Source organism: Paraburkholderia jirisanensis (genome assembly GCF_054782355.1).
Genome location: NZ_BAAGSQ010000027.1, coordinates 213,846 through 236,808, shown reverse-complemented (window position 1 = coordinate 236,808; position 22,963 = coordinate 213,846). Strand labels below are relative to the sequence as shown.

The window sequence follows — 22,963 nt, the reverse complement described above, 5'->3', positions numbered from 1 at the left end:
CACGCGCACGACTCGCAACGACTTTATAGCGACCTTACAGCGCCGGCAGCAACTCGGGCGGATGATGCTTGAGGGTCTGCCGCGCTTCGCGAAACTCCGGGAAGATCGATTCGACGGTTTCCCAGAAGCGCGGGCTGTGATTCATCTCGCGCAGGTGTGCGAGTTCATGCGCAACGACGTAATCGATGATCGACAGCGGGAAGTGAATCAGCCGCCAGTTCAGGCGAATCTTGCCGTCGCTCGAACAGCTGCCCCAGCGCGTGGCGGCTGAAGTCAGCGCATACGCGCGATAGCTCGCGCCGAGCTTTTCCGCATACACCGCGAGGCGCTCGCCGAACACGCGCTTCGCTTCGCTTTGCAGCCAGCCTTGCACGCGGTCTCTGATCTGCTGCGGGTCGGCCTGCGGCGGCAGCGGCACCGCGAGCGACGCGTGCTGCGCATCGAACGCCAGCAAACCATGCGGCGCACCGAGCGTCACGCTGATCGTCTGCCCCAGATAAGGGAGCTGCGCGCCGTCTTTCCAGTCGACGCGCGGCAGCGCGCGCTGCTCGGTGCGGGTCTGCCATTCGATCAGCTTGGCAAAGATCCAGCGCTGCTTTTCGGTGATGGCGGTTTCGATATCGGCGAGCGTGACCCAGCGCGGCGCAGTAATCGCGAGGCCATTGCTGTCGATCGCAAAACCGATCGAGCGGCGTGACGAGCGTTTTAGCTGGTAGTAAAGCGAACGCGCACCAAGCGTGATGTGCCGCAGCTTCGAGCCGTCGGGCGCAACTTGGGGCGCCGGCTTTTGCGGCGTTGCCGGCGGCGATATGCCGGGCTCTTCGAAGAGCGGCAGATCGAGTTGCCGGCTATCGAGCGCCGCAGCGGGCTGCGGCGTAGAAGACTTCTGCATCGGACTCACTTCGCGTCTTTGAACGCCATCCTCGACCGTGTGGCTGATGAAGAGGCAGCGTACACGCGTCAGATTTGCGCGGCGGTGGCCGAATTCTGTCCGGCGCCATAGGCAGCAGGATCGATGCGGCGCATCTCGGCTTCGATCCACGTTTCGACGCGCGTGTTCACTTCGTCGGGCGAGAGCCCGCTAGTATCGATCGGCGTGCCGATCGACACCGTGACTATACCCGGATATTTGATAAACGAGTTGCGCGGCCACACTCGGCCTGCGTTATGCGCGATCGGCACCACGGGTGCACCGGTAGCGACCGCAAAGCGCGCGCCGCCGGTCTTGTACTTGCCTTGCTTGCCGGTGGGCGTGCGCGTGCCTTCCGGAAACATGATCACCCACGCGCCTTCGGCCATGCGCAACTTGCCTTGCCGCGTGACCGAAACGAACGCGTTCTTGCCTTCCTTGCGATCGATGTGGACCATCTTCAGCATGCCGAGCGCCCAGCCGAAAAACGGCACGTACAGCAGTTCGCGCTTGAACACATAGCACAGCGGACGCGGCATCAACGCGGGCAACGCCACGGTTTCCCACGCCGACTGATGCTTCGACAGCAACACAGCGGGGCCGTCCGGCAGATTCTCGCGGCCGATCACCTGATAGCGGATGCCGGTGAGAAAGCGCGCCACGATGATCACCGTGCGGCACCAGCCGGCTGCCATCCAGTAGCGCCGGTCGGCGTGCATGAACGGAAACGCGATAAAGCAGGCGGTCGCGTACGGCACCGTCCAGACGATGAAGAAGAGCAACAGCAGCAGGGAGCGAAGAAAGCGCATCGGTGAGATCGGCAGAGGTGAGCGTGGTGCGCGGCGCGCGTCAATCCTGTTCTTCGGCGAGGAAGTCGAGGGCGAACGCGCGCAGGTCGTCATGCACGCGGGTGCCTTGCGGCAGGCCACCGGCGGCGAGCGTCTTGCGCCCCTTGCCGGTCAGGACCAGATGCGGCACGAAGCCGAGTGCATCGCCAGCTTGCAGGTCGCGCAACGAATCGCCGACCACGGGCGTGCTCTTCGGATCGATGTCGAAGCGTTCCCTGATCTGCTTGAGCATGCCGGGTCGCGGCTTGCGGCATTCGCACTGGTCTTCGGCGGTATGCGGGCAGAAGAAAATCGCATCGACGCGCGCGCCGGCAGTGGCCGCCATCCGGTGCATCTTCTCGTGCATCGCGTTGAGCGCGGCCATGTCGAACAGGCCGCGGCCGATACCCGACTGGTTGGTCGCGATCGCGATCCGGTAGCCCGCCTGATTCAGCCGCGCAATCGCCTCGAGGCTGCCCGGCAACGCGACCCACTCGTCGGGAGACTTGGTGAACGCGTCGGAATCGACGTTGATCACGCCGTCGCGATCGAGGATGACCAGTTTCTTATGTGTCGCCATGGTGGGTCGTCGCTCAGGCGGCTAGCCGCGAAATGTCGGCCACGCAGTTCATCTGTTGATGCAACGCACGCAGCAGGGCGAGGCGGTTCGCACGCAAGGCCGGGTCTTCTGCGTTGACCATCACGTCGTTGAAGAATGTGTCGACCGGTTCGCGCAGCGCGGCCAGCGCCGACAGCGCGCCGGTGTAGTCGCGTTGCGCAAGCTGCGACTGCACGCGCGGCGCGACCTGTTCGAGTTGCGCATGCAGTGCCTGTTCCGCGGGCTCGACCAGCAGTGCGGCTTGCACGCCGTCCGACGAGGTGGCGTCGGACTTCTTCAGGATGTTCGAGATCCGCTTGTTCGCCGCGGCGAGCGACGCGGCTTCGGCGAGCAGCGCGAATTCGCGCACCGCATCGAGACGCGCGATGACGTCGTCGAGGCGGGTCGGGTTCAGTGCGAGCACCGCATCGATTTCGCCGGCCGCGTAACCGCGTTCGCGCAACAGACCGCGCAGGCGATCCATAAAGAATTCGATCAGCGCGGGTGTGGCATCGGCGACGTTCGGCAGTGCGGCGAATTGCCGATGCGCGGCGCGCAGCAGTTCGAGCAGATCGAGCGGCAACTGCTTCTCGACCAGGATGCGCAGCACGCCGAGCGCATGACGGCGCAACGCAAACGGATCTTTCTCGCCGGTCGGCTGCAGGCCGATGCCCCAGATGCCGACCAGCGTCTCGAGCTTGTCGGCCAGCGCGACTGCGGTGCCGGTTGCGGTGGTGGGCAGCGTATCGCCGGAGAAGCGCGGCTGGTAGTGTTCGGTGCACGCGAGCGCGACTTCTTCGGGCTCGCCGTCGTGGCGCGCGTAGTACGTGCCCATCGTGCCCTGCAGTTCGGGGAACTCGCCGACCATGTCGGTCAGCAGGTCGGCCTTCGCCAGACGCGCGGCACGTTTGGCCAGCGCCACGTCGGTGCCGCTTAGCGCGGCGATCTCGCCGGCCAGCGCTTCGACGCGCTCGACGCGCTGCAGCGTCGAGCCGAGCTTGTTGTGATACACGACATTCGCGAGCAGCGGCACACGGTCGGCGAGCGGCTTCTTCTTGTCCTGCTCGAAAAAGAATTTCGCATCGGCCAGACGCGGGCGCACCACGCGCTCGTTGCCTTCGATGATGTCGCCGGGCGTTTCGGTCGCGATGTTCGACACGATCAGAAAGCGCGAGCGCAGCTTGCCGTGCGCATCGGTGAGTGCGAAATACTTCTGGTTGGTCTGCATCGTCAGGATCAGGCATTCCTGCGGCACCTGCAGGAACTCGTCCTCGAAGCGGCACGAATAGACCACCGGCCATTCGACCAGCGAAGTCACTTCGTCGAGCAGCGCTTCGGGCATCACGACCTTGTCGCCGTTCGCCTGCGCTTCAAGCTGCGTGCGGATCATCGCCTTGCGATCGGCGAGATTCGCGACCACGTGGCCCTTGTGACGTAGCGTCTCGGCATACGCGCCGGCATGCTGGATCTGCACGAAGCCTTCGGACAGAAAACGGTGGCCGCGCGTGGTGTCGTCCGCGTCGATACCGAATGCGCTGACCGGCACGATCTGGTGGTCGTGCAACACCGTCAGCCGATGCACGGGGCGCACGAATTGCACGTTGGTGCCGTCCGGACGCTGGTAAGTCATGGTCTTCGGAATCGGCAGCTTCGCGAGCGTTTCATCGATTGCGGTCTGCAGTCCTTCGGCGAGTGTTACGCCCGGCGCCGCATAGCGCAGGAAGAACGCTTCGGCTTTACCGTCCGACGCGCGCTCGAGGTCGTTCACCGAAAAATCGGGGAAGCCGAGCGCGGCCAGTTTTTTCGCGAGCGGCGCGGTGGGCTGGCCGTTCGCATCGAGCGCGACCGACACCGGCAGCACTTTTTCGCGCACCTGCTTTTCCGGCGCGACGGTGCGCACGTGGTTGATGGTCACGGCAAGGCGCCGCGGCGTTGCATAGCGTTCGAACGACAACTGGCCTTCGATCAGATCGCGCGCCGCGAGGCGCTGCGCGATGCCTTCAGCGAACGCATCGCCGAGGCGCGCGAGGGCTTTGGGCGGCAATTCCTCGGTCAGCAGTTCGACGAGCAGGGTGGCGTGATGGGGGTGCGTCATGTGTGCTTGATCTCGTCAGTCGTTGTCGATTTTCCGTTCGACCTTGAGCGGCGGCGCCCAGGCGGGCATGGCTGCGTCCTGTTCGTCGGTGGTGAGGCCGGGCACCGCGTGCACCGGGTTGCCGAGCATCGGGAAACCGAGCTTCTCGCGCGACTCGTAATAAGCCTGCGCGACGAGGCGCGACAGATTGCGGATGCGGCCGATATACGCCGCGCGCTCGGTGACCGAGATCGCGCCGCGCGCATCGAGCAGGTTGAAGGTGTGCGCGGCCTTCAGCACGAGTTCGTACGCGGGCAGCGCCAGCTGCGCTTCCATCATCCGCTTCGCTTCGCCTTCGTAACTGTTGAAGAACGTGAACAGCAGATCGACGTTTGCGTGTTCGAAGTTGTAGGTGGACTGCTCGACTTCGTTCTGGTGATACACGTCGCCATACGTGAGGCGACGCGTTTCGGGGCCGTTCGGACCTTGTTCTTCCCACTCGGTCCAGATCAGGTCGTAGACGTTCTCGACCTTCTGCAGATACATCGCCAGACGTTCGAGCCCGTAGGTGATCTCGCCGAGCACCGGCTTGCAGTCGAGGCCGCCGACCTGCTGGAAGTACGTGAACTGCGTGACTTCCATGCCGTTCAGCCAGACTTCCCAGCCGAGGCCCCACGCGCCGAGCGTTGGGTTTTCCCAGTCGTCCTCGACGAAGCGCACGTCGTTTTGCTGCAGGTCGAAGCCGAGCGCTGCGAGCGAGCCGAGGTACAGGTCGAGGATGTTTTCGGGCGCCGGCTTCAGCACCACCTGGTACTGGTAGTAATGCTGCAGGCGGTTCGGGTTGTTGCCATAGCGGCCGTCTTTCGGGCGGCGCGACGGCTGTACATAGGCGGCGCGCCATGGCTCGGGGCCGATCGCGCGCAGGAACGTATGGACGTGCGACGTACCGGCGCCGACTTCCATGTCGATCGGCTGGAGCAACGCGCAACCCTGCTTGTCCCAGTAGGACTGCAGCGTCAGGATGATTTGCTGAAACGTGAGCATGAAGTGCCTTTCCGGCGGGAAGTGCGGCGCACGAGTGAACCGCTGACCGAACCCGACGTGCGACTGGGCGACTGCGCCCGCGGTGTTCGACAGCGGGCCATTGCGCGGCCCAGTGCTAAAACCTGCAATTTTACCGGATTGCTGTTGCGATGCGGCTTTCGTTGAGCAGGGCAGCCGGCGCGCCCGAAGGCCGCCGCGGTTTATTGGACTTCTGTCCGATTTCTACGATCGGCGCGCGACGGCCCAAACGCAAAGCCAAGCGCGAGCAGGACCAGCGAAACCGCCAGCACCGTATTGTTGCCGCTCGTCACATAAGGCGTATTGCCGGCCATGCCTTGCACCGTCGTATCGAGCGTGCCGACCGTGAAGGTCGGCAACTGGCCGAGCACCTTGCCATGCGCATCGATCGCAGCGGTCGCGCCGGTATTGGTGGCGCGCAGCATCGGCCGGCCGGTTTCGAGCGCACGCATGCGCGCGATCTGCAGATGCTGGTCGAGCGCGATCGTATTGCCGAACCACGCGAGATTGGTCGAGTTGATCAGCACACTCGGCGACGGCGAATTCTCGCGCACGGTGCTCGCAATCTCTTCGCCGAAGATGTCCTCATAGCAGATGTCGACCGACACCGCCTGGTTATGGACCATAAACGGCTTCTGCACCGGTGCGCCGCGCGCGAAATCGCCGAGCGGGATGCGCATCAGATTGACGAACCAGTGGAAGCCCCACGGCACGAACTCGCCGAACGGCACCAGGTGATGCTTGTCGTAGCGGTAGATGATCTGCGAGTTCGGTGTGATACCGAACAGGCTGTTCGTATAGTCGACGATGTCGCCGTCCGGCGTGATCCTGCCGCCGAGCGCGCCGAAAATGATCGACGTGCCGGTCGAATCGGCGAAATGCCGCACCGCGACTGCGAACGCGTTCGGCATCTGCTGCACCAGCACCGGCACCGCGGTTTCGGGGGTGACGACCAGATCGGCGGGTTTCGCGACGATCATCTGCTGGAACTCATCGATCGCGTCTACGATGCCTTGCGGATCGAACTTCATTTCCTGCTTCACGTTGCCCTGCAGCAGGCGCACGGTGAGTGGGGCGCCGGCGGGCTGGGTCCATGACACCAGCGGCAGCAGCAGGCCGGCGGCGGCTAGCGCAAGTGCCATCAGAGCCGGCACGGCGATGCGCGTCGCGCGGCCATGGGTAGATGCGCTGCTGCCATTGCTTTCAGCGCTGGCGGCGCTATCCTGGCTGTCCGCACGACGATCCTTGCGACCCGCGCCGAGCGCGCGCAACAGCGCCTGCGCCAGCAACGCCGCGGCGAGCGCCAGCACCCAGCCGACGCCATACACGCCGGCAATCGGCGCGAAGCCCGCGAATGGCCCGTCCACCTGCGGATAGCCGCTGGCCAGCCACGGGAAGCCGGTGAATATCGTGCCGCGCAGCCATTCGCAGATCGCCCACGCGCTGGCAAACGCAAACGCGCCATGCCACGTCGGCGAGAACGGCGTGTCGTCGAGTTTGCCGTTGCGCGCGTGTCCGGCGCAGAACGACCAGACGCCGGCGGCAAGTGCCGGATACACGGCCAGATACATCGAGAACAGCACCAGCGCGGCGCCGGCAAGCGGCGCGGGCATGCCGCCGTAGTCGTGCATGCTGACGTACAGCCACCAGACACCGGTCACGTAATTGCCGAAGCCGAACGCGAAGCCGGTCAGCGCCGCGCTCTTCCAGCTGGTCGCGCGCGTGAGCCATGCGTAGAAGAACACGAACAGCGCCAGTTCGAGCCAGCCGCCATGCGGCGTCGGCGCGAACGAAAGCGTATTGGCGGCGCCGGTGACGAGCGCCGCGAGGTAGTGCCAGCGCGGCAGCGTGCGGCCGCCCGTGGCGGCGGCAGAGGACGTCACGCCGCGGCGCAGACGGGTTGGGATCGGGTCGGCCATCGTCGGCGTTAGAAGCTAAAAGCGCGCAAACGCGCGCAGAACTTGGGGGTGAAGAAGTCAGAAAATCAGGTTTGCACGTGCTGCGCGTCGCGCTCGCGCTGGCCGGCAAGCGGATCCTTGCGCACCAGCAGCATGTGAATCTGCCGCGCATCGGCGCGCAGCACTTCGAAAATCAGGTCGTCCAGACGCACTTTCTCGCCGCGATGCGGCACGCGTCCGAAATCATGCGTGACGAGCCCGCCGATCGTATCGACTTCGTCGTCCGGGAAGTGCGTGCCGAACTCTTCGTTGAACTGGCCGATCTCGGTCAGCGCGCGCACCCGGTAACGGCCGTCCGGCGACGCGATGATATTGCCGCTTTCCTCGTCGAAGTCGTATTCGTCCTCGATATCGCCGACGATCTGCTCGAGCACGTCTTCGATCGTGATCAGCCCGGCCACGCCGCCGTATTCGTCGACGACGATCGCGATGTGATTGCGGTTCACGCGGAAGTCATGCAGCAGCACATTCAGGCGCTTCGACTCGGGGATGAACACCGCGGGGCGCAGCATGCCGCGCACGTCGAATTCTTCTTCCGCGTAGTAGCGCAGCAGGTCTTTGGCGAGCAGCACGCCGATCACGTTGTCGCGATTGCCTTCGTAGACCGGGTAGCGCGAGTGCGCCTTGTCGAGCATGAACGGGATGAAATCGGCCGGCGTATCCGCTATGTTGATCGCGTCCATCTGGGCACGGGGCACCATGATGTCGCGCGCGGAGAGTTCGGAAACCTGGAACACCCCTTCGATCATCGACAACGAATCGGCGTCGATCAGGTTGCGTTCGTGCGCGTCCTGCAGGATTTCGAGGAGTTCGCCACGCGAGTCGGGCTCGGGCGAGATGAAGTCGGTCAGACGCTCGAGCAGCGAGCGTTTTTCGGCGGGTTTGTCGCTGGTAGATCGTCGACTGGGATACGTGTCGTTCATGGTGGTGCGCCTGGCGTTGCCCGGCGCGCTGTTACAGAGTGATTAGGATACACCACGCGCATGGCAGGCCCGTGTCCCGGCGCGCAAGCTGCGTGCGCACGGCGGTTTTCCCGCTTTTGCACGTGCGTTCGGGCCGGTTTGCACGCGGATGCTGCGGATTTTCCGGGAGCGCCGTGGCTTTCATCCTAACGGAATACGCGCGGTGTGATGGGTTAACAAAAAAGCACGCGGAAAAAAGTACGGGACGTTGGCGGTCATCGGCGGCGCTATGGGTGGCATCGGCGGCCATCAGCGGCGCTGCGGGCCGGTGTTGCGGCGGGCGGCGCCGGAACCTGCAGTGAACGGCGCCGCGTCGGGTTGCGCGGCGGCTTGCTGCGCGTCGCGCTGACCTTCGCAGCGCCTGAGCAGCGACTCGAGCGCACGGTCCGGCATGCCGCTCGCGCGCAGCGCTTCGACGGTGCGGTTCACGTAGTCGAGCGTCGTGCCGTAGCGGCCGGTCGCGCAGCCGAGCACGGCGCTGACCGTCTGATCGGACAGCTTGCCCGTGTACGACGGCACATCGCGGCGCATCACAAAGCTCAGTGCCGCGATGCGCCGGCCGTCGGCCAGCGTGCACGGCAGCCACGCGGGCCGGTACGAGCCCATCGGCATTTCGCGGCGCCACAGCGCTTCCAGGTGCGGCATCGCGCCTGCGGCGGCCAGCCGGTACGCGATGCCGCTGCACGAGCCGCCGCGATCGAGCGCGAGCACGAGGCCCGGCTGCTCCGGCGTGCCGCGATTGACGCGCGACCACAGGTAGAGCCCACGGTGATAGCCATGCACCCGCGAGCGCATCGCTTCGACGGTGGGCAGCCCGGGATTCCAGATCAGCGAGCCATAGCCGAATAGCCACAGGTCGGACGCGCCGTCCCAGTTCGCGAGCGTGGCGGCGAGCGACGCGCGCAGTTCGTCCTCGGTCAGCAGCCGCGACGCGCCGAGCGTCGGCGGGTAGCCGGGGCCTGGCGGCAGGTCGGGCGGTGCGGAGTCGGGGTCGCGGGCGGTCACGGTGAGTGGGTGAGTTCGGACGGACAGTGCGGACGGTACGGACAGTGGCTCTTAACGGTACGGATCCGGGAACCCCAGGCCGGCCAGCACATCGCGTTCGATGCCTTCCATTTCCTGCGCTTCCTCTTCGTCTTCGTGATCGTAGCCCTGAGCGTGCAGCGTACCGTGAACCAGCAGATGCGCATAGTGCGCAAGCAGCGGTTTATGCTGATCGGCCGCTTCCTTTTCGACTACCGGGCAGCACAGGATCAGGTCGCCGCTGACCGGGTCGTCGGCCGATTCGGCGTACGCAAAAGTCAGCACGTTGGTCGCGTAGTCCTTGCCGCGATACGTGCGATTCAGCGTGCGGCCTTCTTCCGCGTCGACGAAGCGCACCGTCAGTTCCGCATCGGCGAACAGCGCCGCCTTGATCCACTGCGCGACCGACGCGCGCGGCAACAACGCCTTGTGTTCCGGCCACGCTTTCGACGCGGGAAACTGCAGGCTCAATGAAAGTTTCGGCGGACGGCTGCTCATGCTTCGCGGTGTGGTGGTCCGCGCCGCCCATTGCTAAAGAGGCCTGCAAGGGCGGCGCCTGGTTGAACTATCTCGATGGCGCGGCGTGCTCGTTTAGCTTCGAATGCGCGTCGTACGCCTCGACGATGCGCGCCACCAGCGGATGCCGCACCACGTCCGCGCTGGTAAAGCGCGTGAGCGCGATGCCGCGTACGTCCGTCAGCACCTGTTGCGCTTCGATCAGCCCGCTCTTCTGGCCGCGCGGCAAGTCGACCTGAGTCGTATCGCCGGTTACGACCGCCTTCGAGCCGAAGCCGATACGCGTCAGAAACATCTTCATCTGCTCAGGTGTGGTGTTCTGCGCTTCGTCGAGGATGATGAACGCATGATTCAGCGTGCGGCCGCGCATGTACGCGAGCGGCGCGATTTCGATCATCTGCCGCTCGAACATCTTCGCGGTCTTGTCGAATCCGAGCAGGTCGTACAGCGCGTCGTACAGCGGGCGCAGATACGGGTCGACCTTTTGCGCGAGATCGCCCGGCAGAAAGCCGAGCCGCTCGCCGGCTTCGACTGCGGGGCGCGTCAGCACGATGCGCTTCACCTGATCGCGCTCGAGCGCATCGACCGCACACGCCACCGCCAGATACGTCTTGCCGGTACCCGCCGGCCCGACGCCGAAGGTCACGTCGTGCGAGATGATCTGCTTCAGATAGTCGCGCTGCGCGGGCGTGCGGCCGCGCAGATCGGCGCGGCGCGTGTACAGCTTCGGCCCGAGCTCTTCGGCGTCCTCGACGCCTTCGTGCGCGGGCTCGTCGAACGGATGATCCGGGTCGACGGGGAATCGCACGTCCGGCGACTCGCTACCGTTCGAGCGGCGCTCGCCGCGATGCCGCGATTCGACCAGCGCAAGCTGGATGTCGTCGACCGACAGCGGATCGCGCGCGTTGTTGTAGAAGTTTTCGAGCGCGGCCAGCGCGATCTTCGCACCGCGGCCGCGGATGCTGATGCGGTGGCCGCGGCGTTGCAGCGTGACGTCGAGTGCCTGTTCGATCTGCCGCAGGTTTTCGTCGAGCGGGCCGCAGAGGTTGGCGAGCCGCGCGTTGTCGTCGTGCGGTGCGGTGAATTCCAGATGTTGCTGAGTGGTCTTCAATTCGAAGGTTCGATCCTGTCGGTGCCGTGGCGATCGGGGTGAGCGATCGGTCGCGCTGTGCGTGCTCGGTGTGTGCTCAGTGGGTACTCATGGGCGTTTCGTCGTGCGCGAGCACCAGCTCGCCGCGCAGCGAATGCGGATACGCATGGACGATCTTCACGTCGACCATCTGCCCGATCAGCCGCGCATGCGACGCGAGCGGCGCCGGGAAATTCACCACCCGGTTGTTCTCGGTGCGGCCCGCGAGCTCGGTGGTCGGGTCTTTGCGCGCCGGCCGTTCGACCAGAATGCGTTCGACCTTGCCGACCATCGCGTGGCTGATGCGCGCGACGTTTTCCTCGATGGTCGCCTGCAGCAGTTGCAGGCGCTTCAGCTTCAGTTCGCGCGGCGTGTCGTCGTGCAGATTCGCGGCCGGCGTGCCGGGGCGTGGACTGTAGATGAACGAAAAGCTGGTGTCGTAGCTCATGTCGTGCACCAGCGCCATCGTCTTGTTGAAATCGTCTTCGGTTTCGCCCGGAAAGCCGATGATGATGTCGGTGGACAGCGACAGGTCCGGCCGGATCGCGCGCAGCTTGCGGATCACCGATTTGTATTCGAGCACCGTGTAGCCGCGCTTCATCGCCATCAGGATGCGGTCGGAGCCGTGCTGCACCGGCAGATGCAGGTGGTTCACCAGCTTGGGCACCTTCGCATACGTGTCGATCAGACGCTGCGTGAATTCCTTCGGATGCGACGTCGTATAGCGGATCCGCTCGATGCCGGGGATCTCGGCGACGTATTCGACCAGCGTCGCGAAATCGGCGATGTCAGTAGAGCCGATGGTCAGCGCGCCACGGTAGGCGTTCACGTTCTGGCCGAGCAGCGTCACTTCGCGCACGCCCTGATCGGCGAGGCCGGCGATTTCGGTCAGCACGTCGTCGAGCGGGCGCGATACTTCTTCGCCGCGCGTATAAGGCACCACACAGTAGCTGCAATACTTGCTGCAGCCTTCCATGATCGACACGAACGCGCTCGGGCCGTCCACGCGCGCCGGCGGCAGGTGGTCGAACTTTTCGATTTCGGGGAACGAGATATCGACTTGCGCGCGGCCGCTCGCGCGGCGCGCGTCGATCATCTGCGGCAGGCGGTGCAATGTCTGCGGGCCGAACACGAGGTCGACGTACGGCGCGCGCGCGACGATCGACGCACCTTCCTGGCTCGCGACGCAGCCGCCGACGCCGATCAGCAGATTCGGGTTCGCTTCTTTCAGCTCGCGCACGCGGCCGAGATCGGAGAACACCTTCTCCTGCGCTTTTTCGCGGACCGAGCAGGTGTTGAACAGAATGACGTCCGCGTCTTCCGGGGAGTCGGTCTTGACGAGGCCTTCAGCGGCGCCGAGTACGTCGACCATCTTGTCGGAGTCGTACTCGTTCATCTGGCAGCCAAAGGTCTTTACATAAACTTTCTTGGTCATCGGGTTTCGCCGTCGCAGTGGTTGACCTGGGGGCGTGTTTAAAGGTGAATGTGGGGCGCAAGTTAACGCAAACGCCGCGGGACAAACGCCAGCTGCGGACGCTTGCCGACACAGCGTCGCACCGACGTCGCCGGGCCGTGCTGGAAGCGCGCGGGAGAGGTCCGCAGAGGCTGCGGCGTGGGGCGCACAGCGGCGCAGTACGGTACGGCGGGATGCGTTTGCAGTGTAGACCGCCATTATAGCCGTTCGACGCGCGCGCCTCTCGCCCCGCCAGAGCCGGGCGGCGGCGCTGCCGGGCCCAGTCCCGCCGGCGCGAATTCGCAGCGCGCCTCCAGTTCGGCTGTCACGCGCGCGAAGCGCTCGACCAGAAAATCCAGCAACACGCGCACGCGCGGCGCCATAAAGCGGTTGCGATGGTACAGCGCATGCAATGGCGCATCCGGATAGCGCCAGTCCGGCAGCAGCACGCGCAGGCCGTCGCCGCGCAGGTCCGCCTCTACGTCCCACATCGATTTGACGACGATTCCGTAGCCGCGCAGCGCCCATTCGCGGGCCACGGCGCCGTCGTTGGTTTCGCGCGCGGTGTCGAGCGGCACGGTGTAGATCTCGGTCTGGTCGCCGCGCGTGAAGCGCCATTCGTTGACCGGCCCCGACGCGGTGACCAGCACGATGCAGTGAAACCGCGCGAGGTCCTGCGGATGTTCGGGCATGCCGTGACGCGCGACATATTCCGGCGACGCGCACACTACGCGTGGGTTCGGCGCCAGACGCCGCGCCACCAGCGAGCTGTCCGGCGGCACGCCGAAGCGGATCGCGAGGTCGATGTCTTCCTGCACCAGATTCGACAGCGAATCGGACAGCGACAGCCCGAAGCTCACGTCCGGGTATAGCGCATTGAATTCGTCGAGCCAGTGCATCAGCAGGTTGCGGCCGAAGTCGGAGGTGGCCGAAATGCGCACCTTGCCGCGCACCACGTTCTGGCCCGCCTGCAGCGCGGTCTGCGCGTCGTCGAGCGCGGCGAGCGCCTGGCGGCAGCCTTGCAGGTACAGCCGGCCCTCTTCGGTGAGGCGCAGCTGCCGCGTGGTGCGCTCGAACAGGCGCACTTTCAGGCCGCTCTCGAGCTTCGCGAGGCGCGCACTGGCCGCCGCCGGCGTGAGGCCGAGCTTGCGGCCGGCGGCCGACAGGCTGCCGAGCTGCGCCGCTTCGACGAACAGGCGGATGTCGCCGAGGTTGTCGGTCATATTCTCAAGCCATATTTGAAAATCATTCAATAAGCAGCGTAATTATCAATTTAAGGCTTTGCGGCGACAATGCCGCATCAGTAAAAACCCGGAGACGTCGCCATGCATCTCGACCACGCCACGATCGTTACGCCCGATGTAGAGGGCGTGCGCCGTTTTTTCGTCGAAGTCGCCGGTCTGGCCGACGGTCCGCGTCCGCCGTTTCGCATCGGCGGCGCGTGGCTGTACGCCGACGGGCGGCCGGTGATTCACCTGGTCGAGGCGACGGTGCCGGGCACGGCAGGGCGGCCGGTGCCGCGCATCGACCACATCGCGTTTCGCATCGATAGCCGCGACGCGTGGCACGCGCTGCTGCAGCGGATGGACGCGGCGGGCGTCGGTTATCAACCCGCCGAAGTGCCGCTGACCGGTGAAGTGCAGTTATTCGTCGCGCTGGACGGCGGCGTCGTCATCGAGTTCGTCACGGCCGCGCTTGCTGCGAGCTGATGCGGCCTGGCTGGCATAGCCATCGGATTCAACAAGACATGACGGTGCATCTGTCACGCGCGCGGCCTTGAGCGTCACGGCTCGTGACGTGGCCCGATACCGATAGAAACCTGGAGCATTTGAAATGCCTATTCCGTTGTTGGCGCTGGCGATCAGCGCTTTTGCGATCGGTACCACCGAGTTCGTGATCATGGGCCTGTTGCCCGAAGTGGCGCGCGATCTCGCGGTATCGCTGCCGTCCGCCGGCTTGCTGGTGAGCGGCTATGCGCTCGGCGTCGCGGTCGGCGCGCCGTTGCTCGCGATCGTCACCGCCCGCATGCCGCGCAAGCTCGCGTTGCAATTGCTGATGGCGGTGTTCATCGTCGGCAATGTGCTGTGTGCGATTGCGCCGAGCTACTCGGTGCTGATGGTGGCGCGCGTCGTCACGTCGTTTGCGCATGGCTCGTTCTTCGGGATCGGCGCGGTGGTGGCGGCTTCGCTGGTGCCGCAGGAAAAGCGCGCCAGCGCGATTGCGCTGATGTTCACCGGCCTCACGCTCGCCAATGTGCTTGGCGTGCCGTTCGGCACGTTTGTGGGTCAGTTGTTCGGCTGGCGTGTTGCGTTCTGGATCGTGGCGGGCCTCGGCGTGCTGTCGCTTGCGGGCGTTGCGGCGCTGGTGCCGAATCATCACGATGCCGCACCGGCCGGCCTCGGCCGCGAAGTGCGTGTGCTGAAGGAGCCGCAAGTGTGGCTCGCGCTTGGCATGACGGTGCTCGGCTTCGGTGGCGTGTTCGTTGTGTTCACCTATATCGCGCCGATTCTCGAACAGGTCAGCGGGTTTTCGCCCCGCGGCGTCACGCTGATCCTCGTGCTGTTCGGTATCGGGCTGACGGTTGGCAATGCGATCGGCGGCAAGCTCGCGGACCGCGCGCTGATGCCGTCGCTGATGGGTATTCTGGTGGCGCTCGCGATGGTGATGGCGGTGTTCGCGCGCACCAGCCATTCGCAGGTCGCAGCGGCCGTCACCGTGTTCGTGTGGGGTATCGCGGCGTTCGCGACGGTGCCGCCGCTGCAGATGCGCGTGGTCGAGAAGGCAAGCGCGGCGCCGAACCTGGCGTCGACGCTGAATATCGGTGCGTTCAACGTCGGCAACGCGGGCGGCGCGTGGCTCGGCGGCCTCGCGATCGGACAGGGTTATGGGCTCGATGTGCTGCCCTGGGTGGCGGCCGCGGTGACCGTCGCGGCATTGGTGCTGACGTGGTTCGCGGCGCGGATGGATGCGCCCGCAACGGTCGAGCAGCGCGAGCACGCCTGCTGAACGCGCAACGGCACCGCAGCCGGCGGCAGAGTCGAACTGCAAAGCGAAGGGCAGCGGTGCCAAACATAGGTGCAGGACAGAGCGGCAGGACAGAGCGGCAGGACAGAGCGGCAGGACAGAGCGGCAGGACAGAGCGGCAGGACAGAGCGGCAGGACGGAGCGGCAGGACGGAGCGGCAGGACAGAGCGGCAGGACAGAGCGGCAGGACAAGGCGGCAGGACAAGCCGGCAAGCCAGAGCAGTGGCCGGGCAGCGGGGTGCGCCGTGGCATCGACGCCGCGCCTTTCGCCAAAGGTTTCCGCAGATCAAGCGCTTCCCGCCCGTGATAACGGTGTGACGATAACTTGGTTGGGCACCGGTGAAGCCGATGCTATCTTGCCTCCACTATGTTTTGCGCAGCTATGGCAGCGGCGCCTCAGGAGGCAATCATGCATTCCCCGCTCGCACTGGTGCGCGCCCACGGCGGCGCCGGCGATTTCCACGAGCACACGGCTGACGCGCTCGATGTTCTCGAGCAACTGGTCGGCGTGAATCTCGCGCGTCTGCGTGCCGAACGGCAGTTATCGCTCGATGCGCTGGCGCGCCTGTCGGGCGTGTCGCGGGCGATGCTCGCGCAGATCGAATCGGCGCGCAGCGTGCCGTCGATCAAGGTGCTGAGCAAGATCGCCGCGGCCCTGAAAGTGTCGGTGTCCGCGTTCTTGCGGCGTCATGCGGTGATCGGCTTCGAGCACTTGCCCGCGGAACGTGCCGCGCGGCTCGTCACGTCGAATGGACGCTATGCGACGCGAGCGCTTTACCCCGACGCGGAGCCGGCCGGCGCCGAGTTTCACGAATTGCGCATCGCGCCGCTGCATACCGAAGCGGGCACGCTGCGCGCGCCGGGCACAACGGTCAACCTGGTGGTCAGCGACGGCACGCTCGAAGTCAGCGTGCATGAGCGTCGCCAGTTGCTCGCCACCGGCGACGCGATCGTCTTCGATGCCGACCAGCCGTACAGCCTGCGCAACCCGGGCGATACTGAGGCGCGCGCGTTTCGCGTCACGTTGAACCCGGAGGCGCCGCCGCGCTGGCAGGTCGCGGTCAGCGCGCCGCACGATGCGGCACAGCGGCCGGACTAAACGGACTGACCGACTGACGCGACCAGCGCATGGTTCGGTCTGCAAGAGAATAGCGGTTGTTGTATGCTTGGCCCGCCGGAAAACTTCCGGCAGTCAGTACGTCTTCAGGGCGGGGTGCAATTCCCCACCGGCGGTATGCAGGCAGCGCGATGCGCACCTGCGAGCCCGCGAGCGCCCGCGCAGCTGTTTGCCTTCAAGGTGGTTCGAAGGCGGCGCGGGGTCAGCAGATCTGGTGCGATGCCAGAGCCGACGGTGATAGTCCGGATGGAAGAAGATGTGCAGATAGTCATCGGTTTGTCCCAGCCGTGCTGCGGGTTGCGAGAAGTGTTGCAACCAGCGGATGCATGGGCGTTCCCGTCTCAGGCGGGTATGCCGGCGCAGGCTGGGCGCGCGTGTCTGTTTGCAATGCCCTGAAACGTTTTTCGCCTAAACCTTTGCGAGAGCGTTTCACATGTCCCAGTTTTCCCAGTCTTCTGCTACCGCCGCGGCCGTAGCTACTTTCCCTTCAGTTGCAGCAGCAGCAGCAGCTGCCGATGCGCGCGACGACCTCCCGTTGCTCGATGTGCACGAGGTGCCTTCGCGCATTGCCGCCGCGTTGACGGCATTGCGCGAAGGCCGCGCAGTCGTGCTGCAGGACGATCACGATCGCGAAAACGAAGCGGACCTGATCATCGGCGCCGAGAATATGAGCGTCGCGATGATGGCGCTGTTCATCCGCGAATGCAGCGGCATCGTGTGTTTGTGTCTGCCCGACGAGAAGATCCGCGCACTCGAGTTGCCGCCGATGGTCGGTCATAACGAAAGCCGCAACGGCACCGCGTTCACGGTGTCGATCGAGGCGCGCGACGGCGTGTCGACCGGAGTGTCGGCGGCCGATCGCCTGACCACGATTCGCGCGGCGATCGCCGCGCAGGCGAAGCCCGCCGATATCGTGCGCCCCGGTCACGTGTTCCCATTGCGCGCGATGCCGGGCGGCGTGCTGACGCGGCGCGGCCATACCGAAGGCACGGTCGATCTGGTGACGCTGGCAGGCTTGAAGCCGGCTGGCGTGCTGTGCGAACTGATGAACCCGGATGGCACGATGATGCGCGGCGCGGACGTCGAACGCTTTGCGGCGCAGCATGACATGCCGCTGTTGACGATCGCGGAGCTGGTGGAGTTTCGCGTTGCGCTGGCGGCGGCGCGGGAGTTGGCCGCCGAAGCTGAGACAGCGTAGGCGGGGCGGGGTAACGCAGGCGCGCTGCGCTGTACCCTACGACTGCACATCCCCAAAGTCACCGCGCATGCCGGCCGCTACCAGCGCCGGCAGTTGATCCATATGCTGCATGATCCGCGTGATGCCCATATTGCGCAGCACGTCAGCATACCCATCCGGAATATGGCTCGCGCCGACAAACGCGATCGTCATCATCCCGGCGGCGCGCGCCGCGTTCAAACCCGCGACGCTGTCCTCGACGACGAGGCAGCGCGCCGGCTCCACACCCAGACGCGCAGCGGCGAACAGATAGACATCGGGAAACGGTTTGGGCCGCGCGACCTGTTCCGCGCTGAACACGCGCTCGCCGAAAATTTCGGTCAGCCCCGCACGTTGCACCGACGCGGTAACCCGTGCGAACCGGCTGTTCGACACCACCGCGGCCGGCAGCGGCACACGCTGCAGCGCATCGCGCACGCCGCTGATCGCGCTCAACGACGACGCAAATGCCGCTTCGACATTGCGGTCGATGGTCGCCACGAAGTCGCGCGGCATCGTAATGCCGAACGTCTGCTCGACATGGGCGAGAAAGTTCGAGGTTTTCTGACCGAAGGCGGTCTTGACGATCGCATCGAATGCAATGCCGGGAAACGTCGCAACAAGGGTTTCGTGCATCACGCGGTCGGCGATGACTTCACTGTCGACGAGCACGCCGTCGCAGTCACAGATGAGGTGGTCGATCATGCCCAGACAGAACGTTGAACGCGGCGCTCACCCGTGAGCCCGGCGCGCCGCAAGCCGGCAGAAAGCCACATGATACGCGGTGCAGCTCAATGCGCGTCGTCAGCCCACGCCTTGGCCGCGCGCACAGCGCGCGCCCAGCCGGCCAGGCACACATCGACGTCCGCTTGCGCGAGCGCCGGCGCAAAGCGCTGCTCGAGCTGCCACTGGTTTTGCAGCGCATCGACATCCTTCCAGTAGCCGACTGCCAGCCCCGCCAGATACGCGGCGCCGAGCGCGGTGGTCTCGGTGATGCGCGGGCGCACCACATCGACGCCAAGCAGGTCGGCCTGAAACTGCATCAGCAGATTGTTCGACGCGGCGCCGCCGTCCACACGTAATTCGCCGATGCGGATGCCCGAATCGGCTTCCATCGCCTTCAGCACATCGAGCGATTGATACGCGATCGAATCGAGCGCGGCCCGCGCGATATGCGCGGCGCTGGTGCCGCGCGTGACGCCGAACAGCGTGCCGCGTGCGCGGGCGTTCCAGTGCGGCGCGCCGAGCCCGGCGAAGGCGGGCACCAGATAGACGCCGTCGCTATGCGGCACGCTGCGCGCGAGCGTCTCGGTCTCGGCGGCGCTGCGGATCAGGCCGAGGCCGTCGCGCAGCCACTGCACGACCGCGCCGGCAATGAAGATGCTGCCCTCGAGCGCATAGTCGACGCGTTCGCCGATCTGCCAGGCGATCGTCGTGACGAGGTTGTTGCGCGACTCGATCGGCTTGCTGCCGGTGTTCATCACGAGGAAGCAGCCGGTGCCGTAGGTGTTCTTCACCATCCCCGATTGCGTGCACAACTGGCCGAACAGCGCCGCATGCTGGTCGCCGGCGATGCCCGCGAGCGGGATGTTCGACGCGAACACGGTGCTCTGCGTGGGCCCGTACACCTGCGACGACGGCCGCACTTCCGGCAGCATGCTGCGCGGAATATCGAGCGCGGCCAGCAGGTCGTCGTCCCATTGCAGCGTGTGGATGTTGAACAGCATCGTGCGCGAAGCATTGGTCACATCGGTGATGTGCAGGCTGCGCTTCGTGAAGTTCCAGACCAGCCAGCTGTCGACGGTGCCGAACGCGAGCCGTCCTTGCTTCGCCTTGTCGCGTGCGCCTTCGACGTTGTCGAGAATCCAGCGGATCTTGGTGGCCGAGAAATACGAATCGATCGGCAGGCCGGTTTTCGCGCGCACGGTCGCTTCGAGGCCTTGCGCTTTCAGCTGGTCGCAGAAGTCGGCGGTGCGGCGGTCTTGCCAGACGATCGCGTTGTACACCGGCTGACCAGTGTCGCGGTCCCATACGACGGTCGTCTCGCGCTGGTTCGTGATGCCGATCGCGGCGATCGCCGAACCGCCGACGCCGGCGCGCGTGACCGCTTCGGCGGCGACACCCGCCTGGGTCGACCAGATTTCGTGCGGATCGTGTTCGACCCAGCCCGGATGCGGATAGATCTGCTCGAATTCCTTCTGCGCGGTCGATACGACGTCGCCGTTGCGGTCGAACAGCATGGCGCGGGAGCTGGTGGTGCCCTGGTCGAGCGCGAGGATGTATTGATCCGGCATTTGTCTCTTCTCCATGCGGGTGGCCGTTGCGGCGCGCGGCACGCGGCGCCGTGCTGCGCGCGTGCGGCGGCGCCGTGTGGGGCCCCGGTCTGTTTGATGGGCCTTGGTTCGTCTATGGCCCTGGTGCGAATTGTTGCACGCGTGGCGTGGCGCTGTGGTGCGTTTGCAGCGGCGTTGTAGCGGCGTCGCAGGGCTTTGTGTTGGCGTTCTTTGTGGCGTTATACGTGCCGCGCCGACGTCTCCTGTGCGAACCACGCATCGATATCGTGTGTGACCGCCTCGAGCGTGTCGGCCGGCACATGCAGCCCGAGCTTGCTACGGCGCCACAGCACGTCTTGCGCGCTGCGCGCCCACTCGGTTTCGCGCAGATAGCGCAGTTCCGCTTCATACAGGCCGGGCGCGAACGCGCGGCCAAGCTCCGCAAGCGAGCTGGCGTTGCCGGCTACATGCACGGCGCGCGTGCCGTAGGCGCGCGCATAGCGGCGCGCCAGCGCGGCAGGCAGCCACGCATGCTGCTGCTGAAACTGCGCGGCGAAGCTTTCGAAATCGGCACGCGCGATATCGCCGCCGGGCAGCGTCGCGCCGGCGGTCCATGCCGGCGCCGCAACGTGCAGCGCGCCCACCAGTTCGTCGACGGCCTGTTCGGCCAGCTTGCGAAACGTCGTGATCTTGCCGCCGAACACCGACAGCAGCGGCGCTTCGCCGGCCGGCGCATCGAGTTCGAGCCGATAGTCGCGCGTGACCGCGGACGGGTTGTCGGCATTCTCGTCCTCGAGCAGCGGCCGCACGCCCGAATACGTCCAGACGACATCGCTTGGCGCGATCGGCTTCTTGAAGTAGCGGTTGATCGAATCGCACAGGTACTGGATCTCGTCCGCGGTAATCGCCACGCGCGACGGATCGCCGGTGTACTCGATGTCGGTGGTGCCGATCAACGTGAAGTCGTGCTCGTACGGAATCGCGAAGATGATGCGCTTGTCGGGGTTCTGGAAGATATACGCGTGATCGTGCTCGAACAGCCGCCGCGTGACGATATGACTGCCCTTGACGAGCCGCACGCTGTAGTTCGCGTCGTGTCCGAGCGCGCCGTGCAACAGCTCGCCGACCCACGGGCCGGCGGCATTCGCCAGCGCACGGGCCGTGACGTTCAGCTCGGTGCCGTCTGCGCGCAGCAGCCGTGCGTGCCACAGACCGTTGGCACGCACGGCGCTAACCAGCCTGGTGCGCGTCTGCACCTGCGCGCCGCGCTCGCGGGCGTCGAGCGCATTCAGCACGACGAGCCGCGCATCGTCGACCCAACCGTCCGAATAAACAAAGCCCCGCTCGATCGATGCGACGAGCGGCGCACCGGCCGGATGCCGATGCAGGTTGATGCCGCGCGAGCCCGGCAGCAGTTCGCGACGCGCCAGATGGTCGTAGAGAAACAGCCCGGCGCGGATCAGCCACGCGGGCCGCAGGTCCGGCATATGCGGCATCACGAAGCGTAACGGCCACATGATGTGCGGCGCCGCGCGCAGCAAGGTTTCGCGTTCCTGCAGCGCTTTGCGCACCAGGCCGAACTCGCGGTATTCGAGGTAGCGCAGGCCGCCGTGAATCAGCTTGGTGCTGGCCGACGACGTATGCGCGGCGAGGTCGTCCTGTTCGCACAGCAGCACCGCGAGCCCGCGGCCGGCCGCGTCGCGGGCGATGCCCGCGCCGTTGATGCCGCCGCCTACGACAAGCAGGTCGAAAGGGGAGTCTTGCGCCACGGATGTGCCTTCGGTGAGTGATGTAGTGATGTGACGGTCGCGACGGCCGCAGAAAGCAGACCGAAATCTGTATTTTCGTTTTCGAACTCTAACGAACACATTCGAAAAAGTAAAGTTCACCTGGCATCACGTGTGCCGGGCTGGTGGCGCGCCGGGCCGCGCCGGACGATACTCTTGGCACCAGTCATTTCGAGGTGAAACATGCGTGGACTCTGGACCATAGGCGCGGCGGCACTCCTTGCGGGGTGCGTGTCGACGCCGAGTCTCGATGGAACAAATTACGGCGCGCCGACGTTCCCGGCGCTACAGCAGATGTGCGGTACCCAAACCGTGGATTACGGGCACGACGCGCAGTCGGTGTACGCGGCGCTGTTCGACGCGTACGTGGCGCAAAAGCGCCGCGGCATTTCGAAGGAAAACTATTGCGCGTTCCAGCAAGCTCTCGCGCAGCAATACAGCGCGCATGGCACGAGCGCCGATCCGCAGGCGCGCAACCAGTGGGTGCAGTTCCTCAACGATCAGCGGGCTCAGGCAATTACGTGGCGCGCGAGGGTCGATCCGACCTTGCGCAGTGGTTGAACGCAGCGTGACAGGCGCGACGGCGTGGCACGAGCCAGGTGGCTTGTAAGGCGGGCGACGCTGCCGCGGCGCGCATAAGAAAACGGTCAGGCGGAAGACCGGAAGCCCGGATGCCGCTTGACCGTTCTGGGGTCCGTGCGAGAGGGCGGGTTCGTCACGAACCCGCTAACGGACCGACGGCGTTCGCCGGCTCATGCCGGCGGCAGCCTATGAAAAACGCTTGATGGCTCTGAGTGCGGAATCGCCGCTCTCGGTGACGCGCCATTGTTCGCGGCCTGAAGCGAGCATTTCGAGCTGCACGAGCTGACGCTCGAGCAGTGCGTCCAACTCTCCGCGTTCCATATCAACCTGATTCGGTGCGTCCTTCACGAGCAACAATGTGGCGAATTCATGCGGACTCAGCATCGTTTCTCTCCATTTGAAGCGTACTCGGGTTGCCTTCGCGCCGTTCCGTGGGCAGGTCTACTGGCGAG

The 22,963-nt window shown here is 65.5% G+C and carries 21 protein-coding genes and 1 riboswitch; of the genes, 5 read left to right on the top strand and 16 right to left on the bottom strand.

Annotation, left to right across the window (positions count from 1 at the left end):
- Positions 1-34: 34 nt before the first annotated feature.
- The 12 genes from ACYVNQ_RS23815 to ACYVNQ_RS23760 form a co-directional block, all read right to left on the bottom strand.
- On the bottom strand, positions 35-892 hold the full coding sequence (locus ACYVNQ_RS23815; protein WP_460905184.1) for a M48 family metallopeptidase: 858 nt from the start codon (positions 890-892) through the stop codon (positions 35-37).
- Positions 893-960: 68 nt separating this feature from the next.
- Positions 961-1,719, bottom strand: coding sequence for a lysophospholipid acyltransferase family protein (locus ACYVNQ_RS23810; RefSeq protein ID WP_460905183.1), 759 nt, complete (start codon positions 1,717-1,719; stop codon positions 961-963).
- Positions 1,720-1,759: 40 nt separating this feature from the next.
- Positions 1,760-2,317, bottom strand: a complete 558-nt coding sequence (gene gmhB, locus ACYVNQ_RS23805) for a D-glycero-beta-D-manno-heptose 1,7-bisphosphate 7-phosphatase (protein ID WP_460905182.1) — start codon at positions 2,315-2,317, stop codon at positions 1,760-1,762.
- Positions 2,318-2,330: 13 nt separating this feature from the next.
- Positions 2,331-4,430, bottom strand: a complete 2,100-nt coding sequence (gene glyS, locus ACYVNQ_RS23800) for a glycine--tRNA ligase subunit beta (RefSeq protein ID WP_460905181.1) — start codon at positions 4,428-4,430, stop codon at positions 2,331-2,333.
- 15 nt (positions 4,431-4,445) lie between these two features.
- Complete coding sequence (gene glyQ / locus ACYVNQ_RS23795) at positions 4,446-5,453, bottom strand: glycine--tRNA ligase subunit alpha (protein ID WP_460905180.1); 1,008 nt, start codon at positions 5,451-5,453, stop codon at positions 4,446-4,448.
- Between the two features lie 200 nt (positions 5,454-5,653).
- A complete protein-coding gene (lnt, locus tag ACYVNQ_RS23790; RefSeq protein ID WP_460905179.1) occupies positions 5,654-7,390 on the bottom strand; it encodes an apolipoprotein N-acyltransferase in 1,737 nt (578 codons plus the stop codon).
- A gap of 65 nt (positions 7,391-7,455) precedes the next feature.
- The gene (locus tag ACYVNQ_RS23785) at positions 7,456-8,352 is read right to left on the bottom strand and encodes an HlyC/CorC family transporter (protein ID WP_460905178.1); all 897 of its coding nucleotides are present in this window, start codon (positions 8,350-8,352) and stop codon (positions 7,456-7,458) included.
- A gap of 288 nt (positions 8,353-8,640) precedes the next feature.
- Positions 8,641-9,396, bottom strand: a complete 756-nt coding sequence (locus ACYVNQ_RS23780) for a gamma-glutamylcyclotransferase (RefSeq protein ID WP_460905177.1) — start codon at positions 9,394-9,396, stop codon at positions 8,641-8,643.
- Between the two features lie 51 nt (positions 9,397-9,447).
- Positions 9,448-9,912: an rRNA maturation RNase YbeY gene (gene ybeY, locus ACYVNQ_RS23775; protein WP_460905176.1), complete on the bottom strand. Its 465-nt coding sequence runs from the start codon at positions 9,910-9,912 to the stop codon at positions 9,448-9,450.
- A gap of 67 nt (positions 9,913-9,979) precedes the next feature.
- The gene (locus ACYVNQ_RS23770; protein WP_460905175.1) at positions 9,980-11,041 is read right to left on the bottom strand and encodes a PhoH family protein; all 1,062 of its coding nucleotides are present in this window, start codon (positions 11,039-11,041) and stop codon (positions 9,980-9,982) included.
- A 76-nt stretch (positions 11,042-11,117) separates the two neighbouring features.
- Positions 11,118-12,494 (bottom strand): tRNA (N6-isopentenyl adenosine(37)-C2)-methylthiotransferase MiaB, encoded by a 1,377-nt coding sequence (gene miaB, locus ACYVNQ_RS23765; RefSeq protein WP_460905174.1) that lies wholly within the window; start codon positions 12,492-12,494, stop codon positions 11,118-11,120.
- Positions 12,495-12,730: 236 nt separating this feature from the next.
- Positions 12,731-13,735 carry a LysR family transcriptional regulator gene (locus ACYVNQ_RS23760; protein ID WP_460905173.1) on the bottom strand — a complete coding sequence of 335 codons (1,005 nt, stop codon included), beginning with the start codon at positions 13,733-13,735 and terminating at the stop codon, positions 12,731-12,733.
- A 102-nt stretch (positions 13,736-13,837) separates the two neighbouring features.
- Here ACYVNQ_RS23760 and ACYVNQ_RS23755 point away from each other — a divergent pair, with 102 nt between their 5' ends.
- The 4 genes from ACYVNQ_RS23755 to ribB all read left to right on the top strand — a co-directional run bounded on the left by ACYVNQ_RS23755 (position 13,838) and on the right by ribB (position 17,851).
- Positions 13,838-14,221: a VOC family protein gene (locus ACYVNQ_RS23755; RefSeq protein WP_460905172.1), complete on the top strand. Its 384-nt coding sequence runs from the start codon at positions 13,838-13,840 to the stop codon at positions 14,219-14,221.
- 124 nt (positions 14,222-14,345) lie between these two features.
- Entirely contained in the window at positions 14,346-15,518 is a 1,173-nt protein-coding gene (locus ACYVNQ_RS23750) for an MFS transporter (protein WP_460905171.1), read from the top strand.
- A 427-nt stretch (positions 15,519-15,945) separates the two neighbouring features.
- Positions 15,946-16,635 carry a helix-turn-helix domain-containing protein gene (locus ACYVNQ_RS23745; protein ID WP_460905170.1) on the top strand — a complete coding sequence of 230 codons (690 nt, stop codon included), beginning with the start codon at positions 15,946-15,948 and terminating at the stop codon, positions 16,633-16,635.
- Positions 16,636-16,731: 96 nt separating this feature from the next.
- Positions 16,732-16,915, top strand: a riboswitch (FMN riboswitch).
- Between the two features lie 171 nt (positions 16,916-17,086).
- On the top strand, positions 17,087-17,851 hold the full coding sequence (gene ribB, locus ACYVNQ_RS23740; RefSeq protein ID WP_460905169.1) for a 3,4-dihydroxy-2-butanone-4-phosphate synthase: 765 nt from the start codon (positions 17,087-17,089) through the stop codon (positions 17,849-17,851).
- Positions 17,852-17,887: 36 nt separating this feature from the next.
- On the opposite strand, the gene ACYVNQ_RS23735 is transcribed toward ribB, so the two are convergent.
- The 3 genes from ACYVNQ_RS23735 to glpD all read right to left on the bottom strand — a co-directional run bounded on the left by ACYVNQ_RS23735 (position 17,888) and on the right by glpD (position 21,911).
- Positions 17,888-18,574 carry an HAD family hydrolase gene (locus tag ACYVNQ_RS23735; protein WP_460905168.1) on the bottom strand — a complete coding sequence of 229 codons (687 nt, stop codon included), beginning with the start codon at positions 18,572-18,574 and terminating at the stop codon, positions 17,888-17,890.
- 86 nt (positions 18,575-18,660) lie between these two features.
- A complete protein-coding gene (gene glpK / locus ACYVNQ_RS23730; protein ID WP_460905167.1) occupies positions 18,661-20,163 on the bottom strand; it encodes a glycerol kinase GlpK in 1,503 nt (500 codons plus the stop codon).
- 218 nt (positions 20,164-20,381) lie between these two features.
- A complete protein-coding gene (glpD, locus tag ACYVNQ_RS23725; RefSeq protein WP_460905166.1) occupies positions 20,382-21,911 on the bottom strand; it encodes a glycerol-3-phosphate dehydrogenase in 1,530 nt (509 codons plus the stop codon).
- A 201-nt stretch (positions 21,912-22,112) separates the two neighbouring features.
- Here glpD and ACYVNQ_RS23720 point away from each other — a divergent pair, with 201 nt between their 5' ends.
- The gene (locus tag ACYVNQ_RS23720; protein ID WP_460905165.1) at positions 22,113-22,490 is read left to right on the top strand and encodes a hypothetical protein; all 378 of its coding nucleotides are present in this window, start codon (positions 22,113-22,115) and stop codon (positions 22,488-22,490) included.
- A 207-nt stretch (positions 22,491-22,697) separates the two neighbouring features.
- Here ACYVNQ_RS23720 and ACYVNQ_RS23715 read toward each other — a convergent pair whose 3' ends face one another.
- A complete protein-coding gene (locus ACYVNQ_RS23715) occupies positions 22,698-22,895 on the bottom strand; it encodes a hypothetical protein (RefSeq protein ID WP_460905164.1) in 198 nt (65 codons plus the stop codon).
- Positions 22,896-22,963 lie beyond the last annotated feature (68 nt).